Below are 19,922 nucleotides of genomic sequence, written 5' to 3'. Positions count from 1 at the left end.
CATGAGGTTGTCTCATAAATTAGTACAAACGTTGTTGGAAAGGTGGAGGGGGGACGTATGGATCGACGCGTCCGTGAGATGAAAAAACGCATTGAAAAACGAAGAAGGGAACGTCAATATAAGGGGAAGGATCCAAAAGAATCCAGATGGAGCGCCGCTGATGAGGAGCGGTACGGGCTGCCGGTCGTCACGTATGACCGCTATTCGTTTGAAGCCGCTCCCCATCCGTTGTTCCGCAAAGAATGGTTTTTATTCAAAATACTCATCGCTGCCTGTCTCGTGCTAGTGACGGCCATTTTGTTCCGGCATCCGTCCGCTTCCCTCGAGCCGGCGCGGCAGTTTATTGCCCGGACGATGGAAACCGAGTTTCAGTTTGCGGCCGTCTCAGCCTGGTATGAAAAAACGTTCGGTGAGCCGCTCGCCTTTTTTGCCCCGAAAAAGGAAGAAAAGGTGAAAACGGCTTCATCCTATGCAGTGCCGGCTTCTGGACGGATTCTCGAAAGTTTTGAAAAAAACGGGGAGGGCGTGACGATCGAAACCGAGAATGGAGCCAAAGTGGAAGCGATGAAAGAAGGGATTGTCACCTTTGCCGGTACGAAAGACCGTCTCGGCAAAACGGTCATCATCCAACATGCGGACGGCACGGAGACGTGGTATGGACATTTGGGGGCCATTTCGGTGAAATTGTATGATTTTGTAGAAATGGGGCAGGAAGTTGGCACGGCCGAGGCGAGCGAGGCAAATAAACAGAAAGGGCTGTTTTATTTTGCTATTAAACAAGGAGATGAATTTATCGATCCGATTCAGGTGATTTCCTTTGAATAAGTATATGGCGCTGCTTGGGAAGCTGCACGTCCACCCGCTGTTATGGCTGATCGGCGGCATCGCGGTGCTTACCGCCCATTTCAAGCAGCTTTGCCTGTTGTTTTTCATCGTCCTCGTTCATGAGCTCGGCCATGCGGCGGCGGCCGCGTTTTTCTCTTGGCGGGTGAAGCGGATTTTGCTGCTGCCGTTCGGCGGAGTGGCGGAAGTCGAAGAGCACGGCAACCGGCCGTTCCGCGAGGAGTGGATCGTGACGCTCGCCGGGCCGGCCCAGCATCTGTGGCTCGTAGCGGCGGCATTTTTTTTGTGGAAGGCCGGCATGATGGATGGCGGGAGCTGGGAGCTCTTTTTTCGCTACAATGCGGCCATTTTCGCTTTGAACTTGCTGCCGATCTGGCCGCTGGATGGAGGCAAGCTATTGTTTTTGCTGCTGTCCTACCGCCGCCCGTTCAGCGAAGCGCACCGGAACACGGTCGCCATATCAGCCGCCGCGCTTGCTGTCGGCGTCGTTCTTTTGTTTGTGTTGGCGCCGCGCCAGCTTGATTTATGGGTGATCGCCGCCTTTTTGGCGCATGCTCTTTGGCAGGAGCAAAAGCAGCATCCGTATGTCGTTATGCGCTTTTTGCTTGAGCGGTATTATGGAAACAAAGGCGGCTATACAAAGCTGCGGACGATTACGGCGCCGGCGGACGAACGCATCTCGGCCGTGCTGCAGCGATTTTACCGCGGACAAAAGCATGCGATCATCGTCGTTCGCGACGGGCGCGAACGGGCGACGCTCGATGAAAACGAGCTGCTGCATGCGTTTTTTGCCGAAAAGCAAGCCGATGCGCCGCTTGGCGCTCTCATCTATTGATCGTGGCTATATATAGATGCAACGAAAAAGTTTAACATATCCTGGACGGAAAAGTTGCTTATCTATTTTTCGACTGTCGAGGGCAAGCCTGTGGCTTGCCCCCGTCACGCCAAGGCGTGACGGGAGGCCGAACAACCGCTCGCTTCACAGACCCATACATGGGCCTGAAAGCGGCGTTGTTCGATCGCTCGACAGTCGATCCAATGTTCGGTAAAAGCTACAAATGTGAAAGCTTCAAATGGCATCTATATAGTCGTTTGCACCGTTTCATCATCGCCCGCCGGGAGACGAAGATGACGGTTGACGGCCGGCCGTTTCTATGTTACGATAGATGACGTTGTAGACTTTTTGTCCTGCCAACAAGGGCAAAAGAGGGCGGCTGTCGCAAAAAGACGCACCCGCACTACAACCGCTCAGCGCGGGCGATGAAGCGCTCCGTCTTGGGCCGCCTTGGCGCTGGCGAGTCTGAGTCCATGAAGGAGGTGCGATGCATGTACGCAATTATCGAAACTGGCGGCAAACAATTGAAAGTCGAAGAAGGCCAAGAAATTTACATCGAAAAATTGGATGCGAATGAAGGCGATACGGTCACGTTTGACAAAGTGCTGTTCGTCGGCGGGGAAACGGTGAAAATCGGCAACCCGACGGTCGAAGGCGCAACCGTGACGGCGAGAGTGCAAAAACACGGCCGACAAAAGAAAATTATCGTCTTCAAATATAAAGCGAAAAAGAACTATCGCCGCAAACAAGGCCACCGTCAGCCGTACACGAAAGTCATCATCGAAAAAATCAACGCGTAAAGATGATCCGCGTCACGATTGAACGGGAAGCGGACGGCCGCATCCGCGCGTTTACGATGGAAGGGCATGCCCATTTTGCGAAACGCGGGCAGGACATCGTATGCGCCGGCGCTTCGGCGGTCTCATTCGGCACGATCAACGCCATTGAGGCGCTCGCCGGCGTCCGCCCGCATGTTTCGCTCGGCAAAGACGGCGGCTACCTCCGCTGCGAGCTTCCGGAGCTGGAAGAAGCGGCGGCAGAGAAAGTGCAGTTGTTGTTGGAAGCGATGGTCGTTTCGCTAAAGACGATCGAACGCGATTACGGAACATTTATCCGCGTGACATCCATCTAGCGGGAGGTGACTGCCATGCTGAGACTTGACCTGCAATTTTTTGCTTCGAAAAAAGGGGTCGGTTCGACGAAAAACGGCCGCGACTCGATCGCGAAACGTCTTGGCGCAAAACGGGCTGACGGCCAATTCGTCACCAGCGGTTCGATTTTGTACCGTCAACGCGGAACGAAAGTCCATCCGGGCTTGAACGTCGGCCGCGGCGGCGACGATACGCTGTATGCGAAAATCGACGGCATCGTCCGCTTCGAGCGGCTCGGCCGCGACCGCAAACGCGTCAGCGTCTACCCGGTCAGCCAAGAAGCGTAATCGATGTGGAAAAAACTCTAACCGTTCGGTTAGGGTTTTTTCTTTTTGGCGTAGAAAAATCGTTCCCGTTCAATGTCAAAAAATGTTATAGTAAAAGTACATGCCTCCCCCATAGCCGGGAGGCGGAAGTCCGAGCGGGGCGGGGAGCCTGCGCTTAGTGGATAGGGGAGCGTCGGATGGAGAAGCGATGGACTGTCGTTGAGGTGATGCGCCATGCCCGCCATGACTGGCTGAACAAAATCCAGCTCATCAAAGGGCATTTGGCGCTCAATAAAATCGAACGGGTGCAGGAAATCATTGAAGACATTATCGGCGAGATGCATCAGGAAACGCGGTTGACGAACTTGAAGGCCGAGCGGTTCGCTGAGCTTGTCATGACCTATAACTGGGAGCCGCGCCCGCTTTTTCTTGAGTATGAAATCACGGACGGCGAAGCTGATTGGTCGCGGTGCGATGAACAGCTGGCTGAATGGTGCCGCAAATTTTTTCGCCTGCTCGAAGCGCAAGCCGATGAGCGGACAGAAAACCATTTATGTTTGTCCATTGAGCTGTCCGGCCGACGGGCGGCGCTGTTTTTTGATTACCGCGGCACGTTTAGGGACGGCGAAGCCATTCGCACTTGGCTTGAGCGCTGCGAACCATCACCGCCGCTTCGGCTCGCGTCGTTTGCCGTTGGCGAGGGCGAATTGACGGTGGAGCTTGAGCTTTTGACGGCGGAATCTTGACCATTGGTTGGACGAAGGAAAATGGAAGGCAAAGCTTATTTTGCCCTAAGAGGTGCGAACGGATCGATCCAATCGGACCGAAAAGCGGCGGCTGGGCTTGAACCGCCCGCCAGCCTGCAGACGGCCGGTGCTTGCGTACATATTGACATCATGGAATCGACTCTGTATACAATAATAAGTATTAGTCATACTCATTTCGCCATGATACCATGATGGAAGCGAATCGGAGGAACAGCCATGTTTGTTGATCAGGTGAAAATTTATGTGAAAGGCGGGGACGGCGGCAACGGCATGGTCGCGTTCCGCCGGGAAAAATACGTCCCAAAAGGCGGGCCGGCCGGCGGAGACGGCGGCAAAGGCGGCGATGTCGTCTTTGTCGTTGATGAAGGGCTGCGGACGTTGATGGATTTCCGCTACCAGCGCCATTTTAAAGCGCCGCGCGGCGAAAACGGCATGTCGAAAAACCAGCATGGCAAAAATGCGGAAGACTTGATTGTCAAAGTGCCGCCAGGCACCGTTGTCATTGATGCGGATACGAACGAAGTGCTCGCCGATTTGACCGAGGCGGGGCAGCGGTTTGTCGTCGCCAAAGGCGGGCGCGGCGGGCGCGGCAACACCCGATTTGCGACGGCGTCCAACCCAGCGCCGGAAATTGCGGAAAACGGCGAACCGGGCGAAGAGCGCAACATCATTTTAGAGCTGAAGCTTCTCGCTGACGTCGGGCTGGTCGGGTTTCCAAGCGTCGGCAAATCGACGCTGCTGTCGGTCGTCTCCGCAGCCCGTCCGAAAATCGCCGAGTACCATTTTACGACGCTCGTCCCGAACTTGGGCGTTGTCGAAACGGAAGACGGCCGCAGTTTTGTGATGGCCGACTTGCCGGGATTGATTGAAGGGGCCCATCAAGGAGTCGGGCTCGGGCATCAGTTTTTGCGCCATATCGAACGGACGCGCGTCATCGTCCATGTTATCGACATGGCGGCGGTCGAAGGGCGCGACCCATACAACGATTACCTCGTCATCAACGAAGAGCTGAAGCAGTACAACTTGCGCTTGACCGAGCGGCCGCAAATTGTTGCCGCCAATAAAATGGACATGCCGAACGCCGAAGAAAACTTGCGCCGCTTCAAAGAGAAAGTTGGCGATGCGGTGCCGGTCTTTCCGATTTCTGCGGCGACAAGGCAAGGAGTGCGCGAGCTGTTGTTTGCCATCGCCGACCTGTTGGAAACGACGCCGGAATTCCCGCTTCATGAACGGGAAGATCCGGCCGTGCAGCGCGTCGTGTACAAATATGAAAAAGAGGAGCCGCCGTTTACGATCACCCGCGCCAGCGACGGAGCGTTCATTTTGGCGGGCGACAAAATTGAAAAGTTGTTTAAGATGACGGATTTCTCGCGCGAAGAATCGGTGCGCCGCTTCGCCCGCCAGCTTAAAGCGATGGGGGTGGATGATGCGCTGCGCGAGCGCGGCGCGAAAGACGGAGACACGATTCGGTTGCTTGATTACGAGTTCGAGTTTGTCGACGACTGGGATGAATAGAGCGGGGGAAGGTGCGGTGGAGAAAAAATTTTATTTGGTGCGCGAAGACGTCCTGCCGGAAGCGATGAAAAAAGTCGTGCTCGCTAAACAGCTGCTTGAGCGGAAAAAAGCCGCCTCGGTCGCCGAGGCGGCGCAGCTCGCCAACATCAGCCGCGGTGTGTTTTACAAATACCGCGATGCCATTTTTCCGTTCCAAGCGGTGACGAAAGAAAACATCGTCACGCTCTTTTTCCATTTAGAAGACCGCTCCGGAACGTTGTCACAGCTGCTTGGCGTTGTGGCGGCGGCCGGCTGCAACGTGCTGACCATCCATCAAACGATTCCGCTTCAAGGGAGGGCGAACGTGACGCTGTCGGTCAGCACGAACGATATGAACGAGGAGATTGATGAGCTCCTCGCTAAGCTCAAACAGCTTGAATTTGTCGAAAAAGTTGAAATTGTCGGTTCGGGAGTGTATTAAAGAAAGGGAGAGGCAAACGAGATGAAAATCGGTTATTTAGGACCGAAGGCGACGTTCACCGAAGCGGCGGCTGCTCTCCTTTTTCCGTCGCAGCCGCGGGAGCCGTACGACACGATTCCCGATTGCATTGACGCCGCGGCGGCCGGAGAGATTGAAGCGGCCGTGGTGCCGCTCGAGAACGCCTTGGAAGGATCGGTCAATTTGACACTCGACTATTTAATTCACGAACAGCCGTTGCCGATCATCGGCGAAATCGTTGTGCCGATCGAGCAACATTTGATGGTGCACCCATATTTCACCCCGCATTGGCGCGAAGTGAAAGAAGTGTATTCCCACTCGCACGCCATTGCCCAATGCCGGAAGTTTTTGCATACGGTGCTGAAAGGGGCGAAGCAAGTGCCGATGACGTCAACGAGCGCCGCCGCGAAATTTGTGAGCGAGCATCCGCACTTGCCGGCGGCGGCGATCGCCAACCGGCTGGCGGCGGAAAAATACGGGCTAGTGATCGTGCAGGAAAACGTCCACGATTACGATTACAACCATACGCGCTTTATTGTCGTCAGCCGGCGCAAAGAGCCGCTTTTGCCTGATTCGCCCCTTTATGCCGGCGACAAGACGACCGTGGTCGTCATGCTTCCGCAAGACCGGCCGGGCGCGCTCCACCAAGTGTTATCAGCGTTTGCCTGGCGGCGGCTCAACTTGACGAAAATCGAATCGCGCCCAGCCAAAACAGGCCTTGGCAACTACTTTTTTATTATTGACATCGACGCGCCGATGGATGACGTCCTCATCCCGGGGGCGATCGCGGAAATTGAGGCGCTCGGCTGCACGGTGCAGCTGTTGGGCAGCTATCCATATTATTTTGCCTGACGCAGACAAAAACGCGGGCGGTCTGCTGCCGTCCGCTTGTTCCCTTTTTAGACGGCCCGCCGCGCAGTATTCTGCAGGGAATGAGCCGATGCGCGGCCAGGTCCAGTTTACGCTTCGATGAGAAAACCGGCTTGTTTCAAGGCGCGGCAAGCGGCGTCAAGCTTCACTGGTGAATCGGCTTCCAGCGTATGCAAATGCGTTCCGTCCGTCAGCTGCAACAAATACGACGATTTTGTCGCCTCGATTTTGGCGATGAATTGGTCGACTTCCAAACGGTTGCTCACCATGATCGAGGCGGTCAAATCGCCGTAGACTGGATGCTCGATTTTGACGTCCCTGACCGTCACGCCGCAATCCACGAGCAAATACAACTCTTCTTTCGTCTGTTCCGGCGTATGGAAGCAGGCGACCGTCCTCGTGTACGTTTTGGCTGGTTCGACCGGCTTTAAATACAAATAGCCTTGGCTTGTGGCGATGATCGGTTCGTTGCGCGCCTTTAACAGTGAAATGTCTTGGACGATCACTTGGCGGCTGACGTTCGTTTTCGCCGCCAGCTCAGCCCCCGTGAGCGGCGCTTCGCTTTCTTTCAACCATTGCAAAATGAGCTGGCGCCGCCTTTCCCCTAAAATTTTCTTTTCCTCTTTCACCTGCCATTCCTCCTTTCATGCCGATGTAAGTCGTTCCAGGGTGGAAACGAACTGGTCGATCTCCGCTTCGGTCGTGGCCGCGCCCAATGAGACGCGGATGAATTGCTTCGCTTCTTCGGGCGTTTTCCCGACGGCGAGCATCGTCCGCGACGGCGCCTGCAGCCCGACTTGGCAGGCGCTGCCGGTGGAAATGGCGATGCCGGCGCGGTTGCATTCAAGCATCACAAACTGCCCTTCGTACCCAGCGACGGACAAACCGATAATATGGGCAAGCCGGAAATCGGGATGGCCTTCCACCGCCACCGGCAGCTGTTTGGCGGCGATGGCGTGAAGCAACCGATTCCGCAGTCGTTCCAAACGCGACTGTTCGTCCGCCATTCGTCGATGGAGCTGCTGTGCGGCCGTAATGAAGGCGGCAATACCCGGTACGTTGACCGTTCCCGGCCGAAAGCCTGATTCGTGCGTCGCTCCCGGAAACACCGGCTTCCAATGCCGACGCGGGTTGATGTACACAGCGCCGACCCCTTTGGGACCGTACACTTTATGGGCGGAAACGGATAGGCTGTCTAGTCCTATCTCTTGAACATCTAGCTGTATTTTAGCAAAAGTTTGCACGCAGTCGCTATGAAAAAGGACGCCGTGCGCCCGCAGGAGGCGGCCGATGTCGGCAAGCGGCTGGATCGTGCCGATTTCCGAGTTGGCGTGCTGGATGGAAGCAAGGATCGTCTTCGGCGTGATCGCCCGCTCCAAATCCGCAAGCCGAATGCGCCCGAATCGGTCGACGGGCAAATACGTGACCGTATATCCTTCTGTTTCCAGCTGTTTGAACAAGTGATGGAGAGAGGCATGTTCGATTTCGGTCGTGATCAAGTGGTTTCCTTGATGCCGGTAGGCGGCGGCTAGCGAACGGATAGCGAGCATGTTCGCTTCCGTTCCGCCGCTTGTGAAATAGATCCCTTCCGCTTCTCCGTTAATCATGGCGGCGAGTTCGCGCCGGCATAAGGCAAGCAGTTGTTTCGCTTTCGTTCCGATGTCATGCAGGCTGCTTTCGTTGCCAAAGTAAACGGACGCCGCTTCAGCGTAAGCGGCGATCGCCTCTTGGCACATTGGCGTCGTTGCCGCGTAATCCAAATAAATCATATTCCCCCGCCTTTGCATCATTTTTTTCGCCAAACCTCTTGCCATTAGTTTAAATATGTGTAAATATAGATGTCAAGACAGGTGAAAAGAAAGGGGCGTCCGAGAGTGAAGGAAGGTGGCGTCATTGTTGTTGGCAGCGGGCTGGCCGCTTTAACGGTCGCCGATCATTTGTCGCAACATGAACATGTGATCATTTTCACGAAAAAGCGCCGTACCGACAGCAATTCATGGCGGGCGCAAGGAGGGGTGGCCGCGGCGCTGGCAGAGAGCGACGATTGGCGCTCTCATTTCCGCGATACGATGGTCGCCGGCTGCTTTCATAATGATGAACGAATGGTCGAACGGCTCGTCCGCGAAGGGCCGAGGCGGCTGCAAGAATGGATCAACGCCGGCATGGCGTTTGACCGGGATGAAGACGGCCGACTTTGCTTCGGGCTCGAGGGGGGACACAGTCGCCGCCGCATTTTGCACGCTGGAGGCGACCAGACGGGCAAAGCACTCGTTTCGTTTTTGCTTGAGCGGCTCGAGGGACGCGTGTGGATGGAAGAAGGCGAGCAGGTGATTGATTTGCTTGTGGAAGAGGGGCGTTGCGTCGGGGTGAAAACGAAGCGGGAAGACGGTTCGGTGTCCATTTGGCCGGCGTCGGCCGTCGTGTTGGCGACCGGTGGATGCGCCGGATTGTATACGTTCACTTCCAACGCGCCGACGGCGACTGGCGACGGCATCGCCATGGCGTACCGCGCCGGTGCGGCGGTGGCGGATATGGAGTTTATCCAATTTCATCCGACGATGCTCGTTGCCGGCGGAAAAGCGGTCGGGCTCGTCTCGGAAGCGGTGCGCGGCGAAGGGGCGGTGCTTGAGGCGGAAGACGGACGGCCGCTGATGGACGGCGTCCATCCGCTTCGCGATCTCGCTCCGCGCGACATCGTCGCCCGAGCGATCGCGGCGGAACTCGATCGCGGCGGCCGCGTCTATTTGAATATTTCCCGCGTTTCTCATTTTCGCCGCCGCTTTCCGACGATCGCCGCGCTATGTGAGGCCTATGGCGTCGACCTTGAAGCCGGCCGCCTTCCTGTCGCGCCGGGCGCCCATTTTTTAATGGGCGGCGTTGTCGTCAACGAGTGGGGGCAGACGACGGTGCCGGGCTTGTACGCCGTCGGGGAAGCGGCGTGCACCGGTGTGCACGGCGCCAACCGGCTCGCGAGCAACTCGTTGCTTGAAGCGATCGTCTTTGGATTCCGTGCGGCCTGCGCCATCCGCCGTCAGGCGGCGTGGCCGCAAACGGTTCACCGAGCGGATTCATCCAGCCCGCGTCGTTTGATTGTACCACGGCTGCCAGAGCGGGCGTTGATTCGTGAACAGCTGTCAACGTTTGTCGGCATCGTCCGCGACGGCGATCGGCTTCGCAAAGCGGTCGACTGGTTGGAACAGTTTTCGTTGCCGGATTGGCTGGATGGCGACCTTGAACGATTGTCGGCAGAGGAGATTGAAACAGGATATATGCTGCTAGTGGGCTGGCTTGTCGCTTCATCAGCGCTTGGGCGCACGGAAAGCCGCGGCGGCCATTACCGGAGCGATTTTCCGCGTGAACGCCCGGAGTGGCGGGGACGGCGCCTTGTGCGGACGAAAGAAGAGTGGGCCCGCCTTGGGGCTGGGAGGTAAAGCGGCAAAGAAAACGGAGGTATGAAAGATGAACCGGTTGAAGCTCGAACAACTGTTGCGACAGTTTTTTCTTGAAGATATTGGCGACGGCGATGTGACGAGCGAGACGATTTTTCCGGCTCATGAACGGGCATCAGGCATGTTTATGGCCAAAGCGGACGGGGTGGTGGCCGGCGTCGGCATTATTGCGGCGGGCTATCAGCTGCTGGATCCGCGCGTCGAAGTAACCATCATGAAACAGGACGGCGAACGGGTCCAAGCCGGCGAAACGATCGCCGTCGCATCCGGACCGGTCGGGCCGCTGTTGTCCGGTGAGCGCGTCATTTTAAACTTGCTGCAGCGGTTAAGCGGCATTGCCACCGTGACGCGGCAGGCCGTTGACTTGCTTGGCAATAGCTCCACGCGCATTTGCGACACGCGGAAAACGACGCCGGGGCTGCGCATGCTTGAAAAATATGCCGTCACATGCGGCGGCGGCTACAATCACCGCTTTGGCTTGTACGACGGTGTCATGATTAAAGACAACCATATCGCCTTTTGCGGATCGATCGCCCGCGCCGTCAAAACGGTGCGGGAGCGGCTTGGGCATATGGTGAAAATCGAGGTGGAGACCGAAACGGAAGACGAAGTGCTCGAGGCGGTCGAAGCCGGGGCGGATGTCATTATGTTTGACAACCGGACGCCGGATGAGGTGCGGGCGTTTGTCCGGCTTGTGCCAAAGCCGATCATCACGGAAGCGTCGGGAGGAATTACGCTCGCCAATGTGGCGGCGTACGGCGCGACCGGAGTCGACTACATTTCGCTCGGATGTTTAACCCATTCCGCCCCGGCGCTCGATATGAGTTTCAATTTGCGATAATGGAGGGGAGAACCGTGAACGTCCTTGAACAGTTGAAACGGCTGGATGAGATGCCGGAACGGTATAAAACGATGGAACAAAGCGAGCTCGAAGCGCGCGCCCGCGCGGTGAAAGAACGGTTCGGCCGGCGCCTTTTCATCCCGGGCCATCACTACCAAAAGGATGAGGTCATTCAGTTCGCCGATGCGACCGGCGATTCGCTTCAGCTTGCCCAGCTCGCGGCAAAAAACAGCGAAGCCGAATATATTGTGTTTTGCGGCGTCCATTTTATGGCAGAAACCGCCGATATTTTAACGAGCGACGACCAAACGGTCATTTTGCCGGACTTGCGCGCCGGCTGTTCAATGGCCGATATGGCCGATATTTTTCAAGTCGAGCGGGCATGGGCGGCGCTTATTGAGCGGTTTGGCGAGACGATCGTGCCGCTTGTGTACGTCAATTCGACCGCGGCGATTAAAGCGTTTGTCGGCCGCCATGGCGGAGCGACCGTCACCTCGTCGAACGCGAAAAAGATGATGGCTTGGGCGTTTTCACGGAATGAACGGATTTTCTTTTTGCCGGATCAGCATTTAGGGAGAAATACGGCCTATGCGCTCGGCATCCGTCTTGACGAGATGGCGGTGTGGGATCCGCACGATGAGACGCTTCAAGGGGCGGACGATCTCGACAAGGTGAAAGTCATTCTTTGGAAAGGGCATTGCTCCGTGCATGAAAACTTCACCGTCCGACAAATCGAGCATATTCGACGGATGAAGCCGGGAATCCATGTCATCGTCCATCCGGAATGCAGCTGGGAGGTCGTCCAGCAAGCAGACTACGCCGGTTCGACAAAATACATTATTGAAACGATCCGCAATGCTCCACCCGGCACCCAGTGGGCGATTGGAACGGAAATGAATTTGGTGAACCGGCTGAAGCACGAACATCCAGACAAAGAAATTGTTTCTCTCAATCCATATATGTGCCCGTGTTTAACGATGAATCGAATTGATTTGCCGCATTTCGTCTGGGTGCTCGAATCGCTTGAGCAAGGAGCAATCGTCAACCGCATCACCGTTCCGAAAGACATCGCCCTTGAGGCAAAAGAGGCGCTCGACCGCATGCTTTCGCTTGCCTAGCTTTTTCCCTGGCTTGACGAGGAGGGATCCTCGTTCGGTCAGGGATTTTTTTATCATAAATCAACGATCATCGTCATACATTGTGTTGAAAGACGATAACGGGAAACAAGCATCGGTTCGATCGAGCGTAAACAGTCTCGGTTTAGGAGGGGAACGGAGTGAAAATCCATATTGTCCAAAAGGGCGACACCCTTTGGAACATCGCCCAAAAATATGGAGTGGATTTTGAACAATTGAAAAAAATAAATGGGCATTTGAGCGACCCGAATATGATTATGCCTGGAATGAAAATCAAAGTGCCGACAGCAGGGGTGCCGGTCAAAAAAGAGACGAAGGCGCCTGTGTCACCCAAAAAAATGCACGTAAAAGAGCACCCGTACGCGGAGGCGAAACCGTTCGTCTCATTCCACATTGATACCGAGCTTGACACTGCTGTCGCCCCTGCTCCGGAAGGCGAGGCAGCGGTAAACGAACCGGCGGGTGAGGCGCCGAAAGCAGTGGTAAAGAAAACGCCCAAAGCAGTCGTAAAGGAAACACCGAAAGCGCCGGAGAAGAAGGCGGAGAATGTGCCAGTGAATGAAGCGCCAAACGTGCCGGTGAACGAAATGCCAAATGTATCAGTGAATGAAACGCCAAATGTGCCCATCAATGAAGCGCCAAAGGCCGTCGAGAAGGAAGCGCCAAAAGCGGCACCAAAAGCAGTGGTGAATGAAGCGCCGAACGTACTGGTGAACGAAACGCCGAATGCGCCCATCAATGAAGCGCCAAAGGCACCGGCGGGTGAGGCGCCGAAAGCGGCGATGAACGAAACGCCAAAGGCTGTCGAGAAAAAAGCGCCAAAAGCAACGGCACAAGAAGCACCAAAAACGCCGAAAGCGGAGGCAAAAGAAGGGGCAAAAGCGAAAGGCGCCTCTGTGCCGCCGCTTGTGCATACGATTCCGCCGGTGGCCCCGCCTCCTCAACTTTCGTTCGCTCAATCGCTGGCCAACGTGCCGCCGATTCCGCCGAAGCCGAGCAATATTTTGCCCAACATGATGAAAGAGGAGGACAATGAAAGCCCAGCTGAATGGAAAGGGGAACCGGCGGCTGAGAGCGAAGACGCGCCGCCGCTGCCGAACATTCCATACGTTCCTGTCGCCCCGCCGACGATCCCAATATTTGGCACTGACCAAGGATGTACGCCAGTGCCGCCAGTTTGGCCGGGGAGCGGATTTTACGTGCCGCCGCTGCCGGTCATGACGCCGTCCTATCCGCCATCGCCTGTGCCGCTGGCCGTTGGGGAAAGCGGCGAAAGTCCGGAAAGCGGTTCAGCGCCGTTTCCCGGCATTAGCGAAAGCAGCAGCGAATCATTAGAGCCGCCGCTTCCTGGGCCTGGGGCTGCCGACCCGTTTGTCCCGTCGGCGGGGACTGTTTTCCCCCCGCTCGGCGTTGCAACGCCAGTTTATGCGCCGCCTGCGGCGTACCCCTCGCCCGTTGGCTATCCGTCTTTTGGATATGCGCCGGCCTATGCGCCGACCCAGTACTACGGAGGGTACGCCCTGCCGGCTCCATACGGATATGCGCCGCAGTCAGCGCCGCCGCTTCCGTGGCCAGGCGTCGTTTATCCGACAAGTCCAGCGGGATACGCGCCGCCATCCTACCCGCCATCATCCGCCCCGCCGGTTGCCGGCCCCCGTTTGTTTAGCGAACCGCCGGATGAGGAGAGCGGGCATGGCGAGGAACAATAACCAAGTGAAAAGAGACGCCGCTGGCCGTCTCTTTTTTCTTCTTGACCGCCAATATCGGCTTGTTATTCAACAAGTTGTGGCATTGAAACCGCATGTCTTAGTCGTTGCCGCTCGGCAAGGAATGTTTGTCGCCAAGGCGTATCGCTTGCCCGTTGCGGCCGCGCGGCACGCCTGGCTTCTTGCCGTATTAAGGAAGGCCGGTTTTTCCGCCGCGCCGGCCCCTATGCCGATCGGGCGCGGAGGAGTGGTTGAAGCCGGCGGATGCTATTGGCTGCTGACGGAATATGTGGCCGGAGCGCGTCCAATCTCGTTTGCCGCTTGGGCTGACGCCGCCGACGGACTTCGTTTGCTCGAACGTTACCATACCGCAACGGAAAACATTGCCAGAAGTGAGCAGAAGGCGATGGGGCTGCCGCGTGCGCAGCTGTATGACAAATGGCGGCGCCGCTATGAGGAGTTTTGCCGACATTTGCCCGTTGTTGAAACGATCATGGACAAAGAAGACATTTTGTTTACGCTGCGTTGGGCGGATTACTGTCTATCAACGTGCCGCGAGCATGCTCCAGAGTTGACGGCGGATTCTGCTGCCATCATTCATGGTGATGTCGCCTCCCATAATTTTTTGCGCACCACAACAGGCCATATTTACCTAATCGACTATGACGCGGCCGCCCTTGCCTCGCCCGGGCTTGACTATTGCCAATACGCCAATCGCCTCTTGCCGCATATCGGCTGGTCATATTCAACACTCGCCCGTTTCGCTCCGCTTCGCCGTTGGTTGGAAAAACGCTGGTTTTTGCATGCGCTCTTATTTCCGGCTGATGTGTTTCGCGAATGGCGGTCAGCCGCCGCGCGCCGCCGTCCCCTTGTGTTCGACCGCAAGCGGAGAGAACGGTTTGTCCGCCGCCTTTATGCTATGCTACAATGAAGAATGGAATCTTTGGAAAAGGAGTCGAGGACGGATGCAAGAAAAAATTGACAAACTCGTGCAATGGCTGCGTGACCAAGTCTCATCAGCCGGCTTAAACGGGGCGGTCGTCGGCATCAGCGGCGGCATCGACTCGGCGGTTGTCGCCCATTTGATTAAGTGCGCCTTTCCGGATGATTCGCTGGGGCTGATCATGCCGTGCAAAAGCAATCCGAAAGATATGGAAGATGCGCTGAAAGTGGTGAAAAGCTGCGGCATCCGGCATTTGGTCATCGATTTGACCGAAGCGCACCGAATGCTGTTTGGCGCGATCGAGGCCGAGCTGAAAGCCATCGGGGAGTGGAAGGAAGAGCGCGCGCGGCTTGGCGATGCAAATACAAGGGCGCGCTTGCGCATGACAACGTTGTATGCAGTCGCCAACAATTACGGCTATCTCGTCGTCGGCACGGACAACGCCGCGGAGTGGCATACCGGCTACTTTACGAAATACGGCGACGGCGGGGTCGATTTAGTGCCGCTCATTCACTTTACAAAAGGCGAAGTGCGCGAAATGGGCCGCCTGCTCGGCGTTCCGGAAGAAATCATTGCGAAAGCGCCGAGCGCCGGATTATGGGAAGGGCAGACGGATGAAAGCGAAATGGGCACGACGTATGAAATGATCGATAAATATTTAAAAGGGGAAGACATTCCGGAACGCGATCGAAAAATTATTGAACAGCTTCATGAACGTTCGCATCATAAACGGCGATTGGCGATCGCGCCGCCGAAGTTTTAGCCGTTGCCTCATTGGTGTGAACTGACAGCGATAAACCCCCCGCGTTTGCCGCAAGCTAAACGTAAGGCTGGCTTCGTGCCAGCCTTGGGCGAAGGAAACCAAGGGGGGTTTTCCATTGAGATACGCGGTCAAATGGATCGGTGTGCTGTCGGCCGCCGGATTGCTCGTCTCATGCACCAACTACCGGGCGAATGAGGAAGGGGCGCAGCGTTATCATGATGCGGCGAGACCGATCGGTTTTTACTCGACGGAGCGAGGCGACGATTTCCGCTATGGCCGATACGGGACGAATGCGCTCAATTATGACAACCGTTATATATGGGCGCGCCGCGGTCCGGTCACCGATTATTTGACGGACGGCGGCCGCCTCGGAGGACCAGCAGCGACCCGGTTTGACACGGACGTTCCGGCTCTTCCGCCCAATGTTGATTTCGGCGATGGCGACTACAACTACCATGGGCATTTGCACTCGCTAAACGTCGATCCGCACCCGTCGTACTACCGAAGCTATGCCGGCGGTTTGGCTGAGAAGCTCTCCCGCCGCGCCGCAGCGGTGAACGGAGTCGACGATGCCCGCGCGGTTGTGTATGGCGATCAGGCGCTCATCGCGATTGCCACAGACGCCCGCCATCCCAAGCGGCTTGAGAAGCGTGTCGAGCAAGCGGTCGCTCCGTACGCGGACGGCAAGCGGGTGCGCGTCACCTCGAATCCGAGCATGTACCACCGCATCCGCACGATTGACAACACGCTTCGCCGCGGCGCTCCGATCAATATGGAAGAAATCCGCCGCGATTTACGCACCATTTTTATCGATGATACGATTCAAGAACGGCCGGAAAACAATCGGTGACAAAGGCGAAGAAGGCGTCCCAAAAAAGTCGGGGCGCCTTCTTTCATTGCCGCTTCCCGCTGGGGCTCGGCTGACATTTTCCGCTTTTTTTGCTATAGTAATAGTCGGAACATTCCGTTGTGATGAGAGGGGAACTGTCGATGGCTGGACATTCGAAGTGGAAAAATATCCAACGGCGGAAAAATGCCCAAGATGCGAAGCGCGGCAAACTATTCATGAAACTGGCGAAAGAAATTTACGTCGCCGCCAAAAGTGGCGGAGGCGATCCAGCGTCCAATCCGAGCCTGCGCCTTGTCATTGAGAAGGCGAAAGCGGCCAACATGCCGAGCGAAAACATTGAACGGGCGATTAAAAAAGCAACTGGAACCCAAGAGCATACCAACTATGAGGAAATTCGCTACGAAGGATATGGACCAGGCGGCGTTGCCGTCATGGTCGTTTGCCTGACGGATAATAAAAACCGCACCGCCGCCAACGTGCGCGCGGCGTTTTCGAAAAACGGCGGCAATTTAGGGGAAACGGGCTGCGTCTCCTATTTGTTCGAGCGCAAAGGGCTGCTCGTGATTGACCGCGAACAGCACAACGTTGATGAGGATGAATTGCTGCTGTTGGCCATTGAAGCGGGTGCCGAGGAGATGGAAACAACGGACGAATCGTTCGAAATTTATACAGCGCCCGAATCGTTTGAAACGGTGAAAGACGAGCTGGAACAGCAAGGATTCACGTTTGCCAGCGCGGAAATTACGATGATTCCGCAAACGTATACGACGCTTGAGGGCGACGATTTGAAAAAAATGCTGAAGTTGATCGATACGCTTGAAGATGATGATGACGTCCAAGAAGTGTACCATAATTTGGACGAATCGGTGCTTGAGGAGTAGCGACGTCCGTCGGCGAAGCCGGCGGATTTTTTGTACATACGTTCGAAGACCATGGAACATAATCGAATATGATGATCGAGCGCCGTTGGCTCGAATCCCCGCCCCACTTTTTGGATCGGCGGCAGCTTGCTTGGCAAAAAAGCTGATGGATCAGGAATAAAATGGCGTCCGCTGGTGAAACTAGTGGTGTAAAGGAACCATCATCCGAGAAGAGAGGAACAAACGATGCGAATTCTTTCCCTCATACTGTGGATCGCCGCCATCGTGTTGCCGGTTCATTCGGCCTCCGCCGCACCGGTCAAGATGACGATTGTGCTTGAGCGGCAATACTTGGACGGAGAGATGAGCGAAGAGAAAGTCACCGAAACCGTCGATTCGATGACAGAAATATGGGAAAAATATCGCGATTGGCAACTCGTGACGCTCGATGACCAGACGATCGTGTTTCGCAAAACAATCAACGACATTTCGCCGTTGTTAAAAACAAACGGCTACTTCGGAATTACGGACGATGGCACGTTGTCTATTTTCAACGGCAAACCGGGCCGGTCGAGCGAAATCATCCAGTCGTTTTTCCAAATCGACGTGCAAAAGCTCGAAAGCCGCCAGCAAGAAAAGCTGAAGAAAGGAATTCGCGTCCTCTCGAAAGAGCGGTATGAACAAGTGATCGAAATGTACCGCCATTTTGCGGTCGTCCAATAAACCAAGCGAAAGCCCGTGGTGCAAAACGCATCGCGGGATTTCTTTTTGCTATAATGAAATCATATGATACAATGAAAGGACGAAAAAAGGAGAGGAGCATCCATTGATCGAGTTTATCCGTGGGTATGTCGATTACGTCTGCCCGGAATATATCGTCATCGACCATAACGGCATCGGCTACGAGATCTTTACGCCGAACCCGTTTGCGTTTCAGGAAAGCCGCGAGGCGGCGGTGACCGTCTATACATACGAATATGTGCGCGAAGGTGTGCACGCCTTGTACGGGTTCCCAACGCGCGAGGAGCGCAACTTGTTCGCCAAGCTGCTGCAAGTGTCGGGCATCGGGCCGAAAGGCGGCCTCGCCATTTTGGCGGCCGGGCGTCCGGATGAACTGGCGCGGGCCATCGAGGAAGAAAACGAGGCGTTTTTATGCAAGTTTCCAGGCGTGGGCAAAAAGACGGCCCGGCAAATGATTTTGGATTTAAAAGGGAAGCTCGGGGCGCTTGCGGCGCCGGCGGCTGCACGTTCGGCCGCACCGCTTTCCGGTGCGCTCGTCGAGGCGGTGGCGGCGCTCAAGGCGCTCGGCTACGCTGAACGGGAGATCGAGAAAATCATTCCGGCGCTCCGCGAAGAAGCGATGTCGACGGAACAGTATGTGAAGCGGGCGCTGGCGCTGCTTTTGGGATAAACAGCGGCCAAAGGGAGGAATGACGGTGGAGGAACGGCTTGTATCCGGGGAGGTCTTAGGGGAAGAGACTGCGCTTGAACCGAGTTTGCGCCCGCAATATTTGCATGAATATATCGGGCAAGATAAGATCAAAGAAAACTTAAAAGTGTTCATTGAAGCGGCCAAGCTCCGCGAAGAGACGCTCGACCATGTGTTGCTGTACGGACCGCCGGGGCTTGGGAAAACGACGCTCGCCGTGATCATCGCCAATGAAATGGGCGTCAAGCTGCGAGCGACATCTGGACCGGCGCTCGAGCGGCCGGGAGATTTGGCGGCGCTTCTCACTTCGCTTGAGCCGGGGGATGTGCTCTTTATTGATGAGATCCACCGGCTGCCGCGGGCGGTGGAAGAGGTGCTCTATCCGGCGATGGAAGATTATTGCTTAGATATCGCGATTGGCAAAGGGCCGGATGCGCGCACGCTTCGCCTCGACTTGCCGCCATTTACGCTCGTCGGGGCGACGACGAGAGCCGGGGCGCTGTCGGCGCCGCTTCGCGACCGGTTTGGTGTCATCAGCCGGCTCGAATACTATCACGTCGACCAACTCGCCCAAATCATTGAGCGGGCGGCGGCCATCTTGCAAATCGGTATCGAGCGCGAAGCGGCGCTTGAGCTTGCCCGTCGGGCGCGCGGCACGCCGCGCATCGCCAACCGTTTGCTGCGGCGCGTCCGCGATTTCGCGCAAGTGCGCGGAGATGGGGGAATTACGCTGCCGCTTGCTGTCGAGGCGCTCGAGCGGCTGCAAGTCGACCGGCTCGGGCTCGACCAAATCGACCATAAGCTGCTTTCAGCGATGATTGAAAAATTTGCCGGCGGCCCGGTCGGGCTCGAAACGCTGGCGGCCGTCATCGGCGAAGAAGCGCAAACGATTGAGGAAGTGTATGAGCCGTACTTGATGCAGATCGGTCTCTTGCAGCGTACGCCGCGCGGGCGCGTCGTCACGCCGGCGGCGTACACCCATTTAGGAATGGAGGTTCCGAAGCGGTGAACAGCTTGCCAAAGTTGATCATGACGATCGGCGTTGTGCTCATCATTGTCGGGTTTGTCATGCAATTTGTCAAACTCGGCCGCTTGCCGGGGGATATCGTCATCCGCAAAGGGAATATGACGTTTTACTTTCCCATCGTGACATCCATCTTGCTGAGCGTTGTGTTATCGTTGATTTTTTACGTGCTCGGACGATTTCGCTGAAGGAAGGA

The 19,922-nt window shown here is 56.1% G+C and carries 23 protein-coding genes and 1 other annotated feature; of the genes, 21 read left to right on the top strand and 2 right to left on the bottom strand.

Annotation, left to right across the window (positions count from 1 at the left end):
* Positions 1-57 precede the first annotated feature (57 nt).
* The 9 genes from BRO54_RS00630 (at position 58) to pheA (ending at position 6,707) form a co-directional block, all read left to right on the top strand.
* On the top strand, positions 58-825 hold the full coding sequence (locus BRO54_RS00630) for a M23 family metallopeptidase (RefSeq protein ID WP_074042791.1): 768 nt from the start codon (positions 58-60) through the stop codon (positions 823-825).
* Entirely contained in the window at positions 818-1,678 is an 861-nt protein-coding gene (locus BRO54_RS00625; RefSeq protein WP_074042790.1) for a site-2 protease family protein, read from the top strand. Before BRO54_RS00630 ends, BRO54_RS00625 begins: the two co-directional genes overlap by 8 nt.
* Positions 1,679-2,075: 397 nt before the next feature.
* Positions 2,076-2,155 (top strand) — a sequence feature (ribosomal protein L21 leader region).
* 14 nt (positions 2,156-2,169) lie between these two features.
* Entirely contained in the window at positions 2,170-2,478 is a 309-nt protein-coding gene (gene rplU / locus BRO54_RS00620) for a 50S ribosomal protein L21 (RefSeq protein WP_074042789.1), read from the top strand.
* Between the two features lie 2 nt (positions 2,479-2,480).
* Entirely contained in the window at positions 2,481-2,810 is a 330-nt protein-coding gene (locus BRO54_RS00615) for a ribosomal-processing cysteine protease Prp (RefSeq protein ID WP_074042788.1), read from the top strand.
* Positions 2,811-2,825: 15 nt separating this feature from the next.
* A complete protein-coding gene (rpmA, locus tag BRO54_RS00610) occupies positions 2,826-3,116 on the top strand; it encodes a 50S ribosomal protein L27 (protein ID WP_011232084.1) in 291 nt (96 codons plus the stop codon).
* A gap of 176 nt (positions 3,117-3,292) precedes the next feature.
* Complete coding sequence (locus BRO54_RS00605; protein ID WP_074042787.1) at positions 3,293-3,841, top strand: sporulation initiation phosphotransferase B; 549 nt, start codon at positions 3,293-3,295, stop codon at positions 3,839-3,841.
* Between the two features lie 237 nt (positions 3,842-4,078).
* A complete protein-coding gene (gene obgE / locus BRO54_RS00595) occupies positions 4,079-5,377 on the top strand; it encodes a GTPase ObgE (protein ID WP_011232082.1) in 1,299 nt (432 codons plus the stop codon).
* 16 nt (positions 5,378-5,393) lie between these two features.
* On the top strand, positions 5,394-5,837 hold the full coding sequence (locus tag BRO54_RS00590; protein ID WP_011232081.1) for an ACT domain-containing protein: 444 nt from the start codon (positions 5,394-5,396) through the stop codon (positions 5,835-5,837).
* A gap of 21 nt (positions 5,838-5,858) precedes the next feature.
* The gene (gene pheA / locus BRO54_RS00585) at positions 5,859-6,707 is read left to right on the top strand and encodes a prephenate dehydratase (RefSeq protein ID WP_074042786.1); all 849 of its coding nucleotides are present in this window, start codon (positions 5,859-5,861) and stop codon (positions 6,705-6,707) included.
* Positions 6,708-6,814: 107 nt separating this feature from the next.
* On the opposite strand, the gene BRO54_RS00580 is transcribed toward pheA, so the two are convergent.
* Both BRO54_RS00580 and BRO54_RS00575 read right to left on the bottom strand, forming a co-directional pair.
* Positions 6,815-7,354: a transcription repressor NadR gene (locus BRO54_RS00580; RefSeq protein WP_074042785.1), complete on the bottom strand. Its 540-nt coding sequence runs from the start codon at positions 7,352-7,354 to the stop codon at positions 6,815-6,817.
* 15 nt (positions 7,355-7,369) lie between these two features.
* Positions 7,370-8,494: an IscS subfamily cysteine desulfurase gene (locus BRO54_RS00575; RefSeq protein WP_074042784.1), complete on the bottom strand. Its 1,125-nt coding sequence runs from the start codon at positions 8,492-8,494 to the stop codon at positions 7,370-7,372.
* Positions 8,495-8,563: 69 nt separating this feature from the next.
* Here BRO54_RS00575 and nadB point away from each other — a divergent pair, with 69 nt between their 5' ends.
* From nadB to BRO54_RS00515, 12 genes are all read left to right on the top strand, one after another.
* Positions 8,564-10,156 (top strand): L-aspartate oxidase, encoded by a 1,593-nt coding sequence (gene nadB, locus BRO54_RS00570; protein WP_176202372.1) that lies wholly within the window; start codon positions 8,564-8,566, stop codon positions 10,154-10,156.
* Positions 10,157-10,184: 28 nt separating this feature from the next.
* A complete protein-coding gene (nadC, locus tag BRO54_RS00565) occupies positions 10,185-11,015 on the top strand; it encodes a carboxylating nicotinate-nucleotide diphosphorylase (RefSeq protein WP_013524231.1) in 831 nt (276 codons plus the stop codon).
* A 14-nt stretch (positions 11,016-11,029) separates the two neighbouring features.
* Positions 11,030-12,133 carry a quinolinate synthase NadA gene (gene nadA / locus BRO54_RS00560; protein ID WP_074042782.1) on the top strand — a complete coding sequence of 368 codons (1,104 nt, stop codon included), beginning with the start codon at positions 11,030-11,032 and terminating at the stop codon, positions 12,131-12,133.
* A gap of 158 nt (positions 12,134-12,291) precedes the next feature.
* Positions 12,292-13,860, top strand: a complete 1,569-nt coding sequence (safA, locus tag BRO54_RS00555; protein WP_074042781.1) for a SafA/ExsA family spore coat assembly protein — start codon at positions 12,292-12,294, stop codon at positions 13,858-13,860.
* Complete coding sequence (locus BRO54_RS00550; RefSeq protein WP_074042780.1) at positions 13,844-14,788, top strand: phosphotransferase; 945 nt, start codon at positions 13,844-13,846, stop codon at positions 14,786-14,788. Before safA ends, BRO54_RS00550 begins: the two co-directional genes overlap by 17 nt.
* Positions 14,789-14,822: 34 nt before the next feature.
* A complete protein-coding gene (gene nadE / locus BRO54_RS00545) occupies positions 14,823-15,563 on the top strand; it encodes an NAD(+) synthase (RefSeq protein WP_074042779.1) in 741 nt (246 codons plus the stop codon).
* 115 nt (positions 15,564-15,678) lie between these two features.
* On the top strand, positions 15,679-16,413 hold the full coding sequence (locus BRO54_RS00540) for a YhcN/YlaJ family sporulation lipoprotein (protein WP_074042778.1): 735 nt from the start codon (positions 15,679-15,681) through the stop codon (positions 16,411-16,413).
* A 140-nt stretch (positions 16,414-16,553) separates the two neighbouring features.
* Positions 16,554-17,294 carry a YebC/PmpR family DNA-binding transcriptional regulator gene (locus BRO54_RS00535; protein WP_014196414.1) on the top strand — a complete coding sequence of 247 codons (741 nt, stop codon included), beginning with the start codon at positions 16,554-16,556 and terminating at the stop codon, positions 17,292-17,294.
* 225 nt (positions 17,295-17,519) lie between these two features.
* Positions 17,520-17,996, top strand: a complete 477-nt coding sequence (locus tag BRO54_RS00530) for an intercompartmental signaling factor BofC (RefSeq protein ID WP_074042777.1) — start codon at positions 17,520-17,522, stop codon at positions 17,994-17,996.
* Positions 17,997-18,099: 103 nt separating this feature from the next.
* On the top strand, positions 18,100-18,684 hold the full coding sequence (ruvA, locus tag BRO54_RS00525; RefSeq protein WP_074042776.1) for a Holliday junction branch migration protein RuvA: 585 nt from the start codon (positions 18,100-18,102) through the stop codon (positions 18,682-18,684).
* 25 nt (positions 18,685-18,709) lie between these two features.
* On the top strand, positions 18,710-19,711 hold the full coding sequence (gene ruvB, locus BRO54_RS00520; protein WP_074042775.1) for a Holliday junction branch migration DNA helicase RuvB: 1,002 nt from the start codon (positions 18,710-18,712) through the stop codon (positions 19,709-19,711).
* Positions 19,708-19,914, top strand: coding sequence for a DUF2905 domain-containing protein (locus BRO54_RS00515; protein WP_031408043.1), 207 nt, complete (start codon positions 19,708-19,710; stop codon positions 19,912-19,914). The genes ruvB and BRO54_RS00515 overlap by 4 nt, the downstream gene beginning before the upstream one ends.
* The last annotated feature ends 8 nt before the right edge of the window (positions 19,915-19,922 follow it).

Origin of the sequence: Geobacillus proteiniphilus, assembly GCF_001908025.1 — a bacterium.
Lineage (GTDB): Bacteria > Bacillota > Bacilli > Bacillales > Anoxybacillaceae > Geobacillus > Geobacillus proteiniphilus.
Note: the sequence above shows the minus strand (reverse complement) of the source record. Positions and strands in the feature narration are given on the sequence as shown.

Bases quoted from the DNA above. Each gene is read 5' to 3' on its own strand.
- BRO54_RS00615 (WP_074042788.1), top strand. From the start codon at position 2,481: ATGATCCGCGTCACGATTGAACGGGAAGCGGACGGCCGCATCCGCGCG.
- obgE (WP_011232082.1), top strand. From the start codon at position 4,079: ATGTTTGTTGATCAGGTGAAAATTTATGTGAAAGGCGGGGACGGCGGC.
- rplU (WP_074042789.1), top strand. From the start codon at position 2,170: ATGTACGCAATTATCGAAACTGGCGGCAAACAATTGAAAGTCGAAGAA.
- nadC (WP_013524231.1), top strand. From the start codon at position 10,185: ATGAACCGGTTGAAGCTCGAACAACTGTTGCGACAGTTTTTTCTTGAA.
- BRO54_RS00630 (WP_074042791.1), top strand. From the start codon at position 58: ATGGATCGACGCGTCCGTGAGATGAAAAAACGCATTGAAAAACGAAGA.
- pheA (WP_074042786.1), top strand. From the start codon at position 5,859: ATGAAAATCGGTTATTTAGGACCGAAGGCGACGTTCACCGAAGCGGCG.
- BRO54_RS00550 (WP_074042780.1), top strand. From the start codon at position 13,844: ATGGCGAGGAACAATAACCAAGTGAAAAGAGACGCCGCTGGCCGTCTC.
- BRO54_RS00575 (WP_074042784.1), bottom strand. From the start codon at position 8,494: ATGATTTATTTGGATTACGCGGCAACGACGCCAATGTGCCAAGAGGCG.
- BRO54_RS00535 (WP_014196414.1), top strand. From the start codon at position 16,554: ATGGCTGGACATTCGAAGTGGAAAAATATCCAACGGCGGAAAAATGCC.
- BRO54_RS00530 (WP_074042777.1), top strand. From the start codon at position 17,520: ATGCGAATTCTTTCCCTCATACTGTGGATCGCCGCCATCGTGTTGCCG.
- nadB (WP_176202372.1), top strand. From the start codon at position 8,564: ATGTCAAGACAGGTGAAAAGAAAGGGGCGTCCGAGAGTGAAGGAAGGT.
- nadE (WP_074042779.1), top strand. From the start codon at position 14,823: ATGCAAGAAAAAATTGACAAACTCGTGCAATGGCTGCGTGACCAAGTC.
- BRO54_RS00605 (WP_074042787.1), top strand. From the start codon at position 3,293: ATGGAGAAGCGATGGACTGTCGTTGAGGTGATGCGCCATGCCCGCCAT.
- rpmA (WP_011232084.1), top strand. From the start codon at position 2,826: ATGCTGAGACTTGACCTGCAATTTTTTGCTTCGAAAAAAGGGGTCGGT.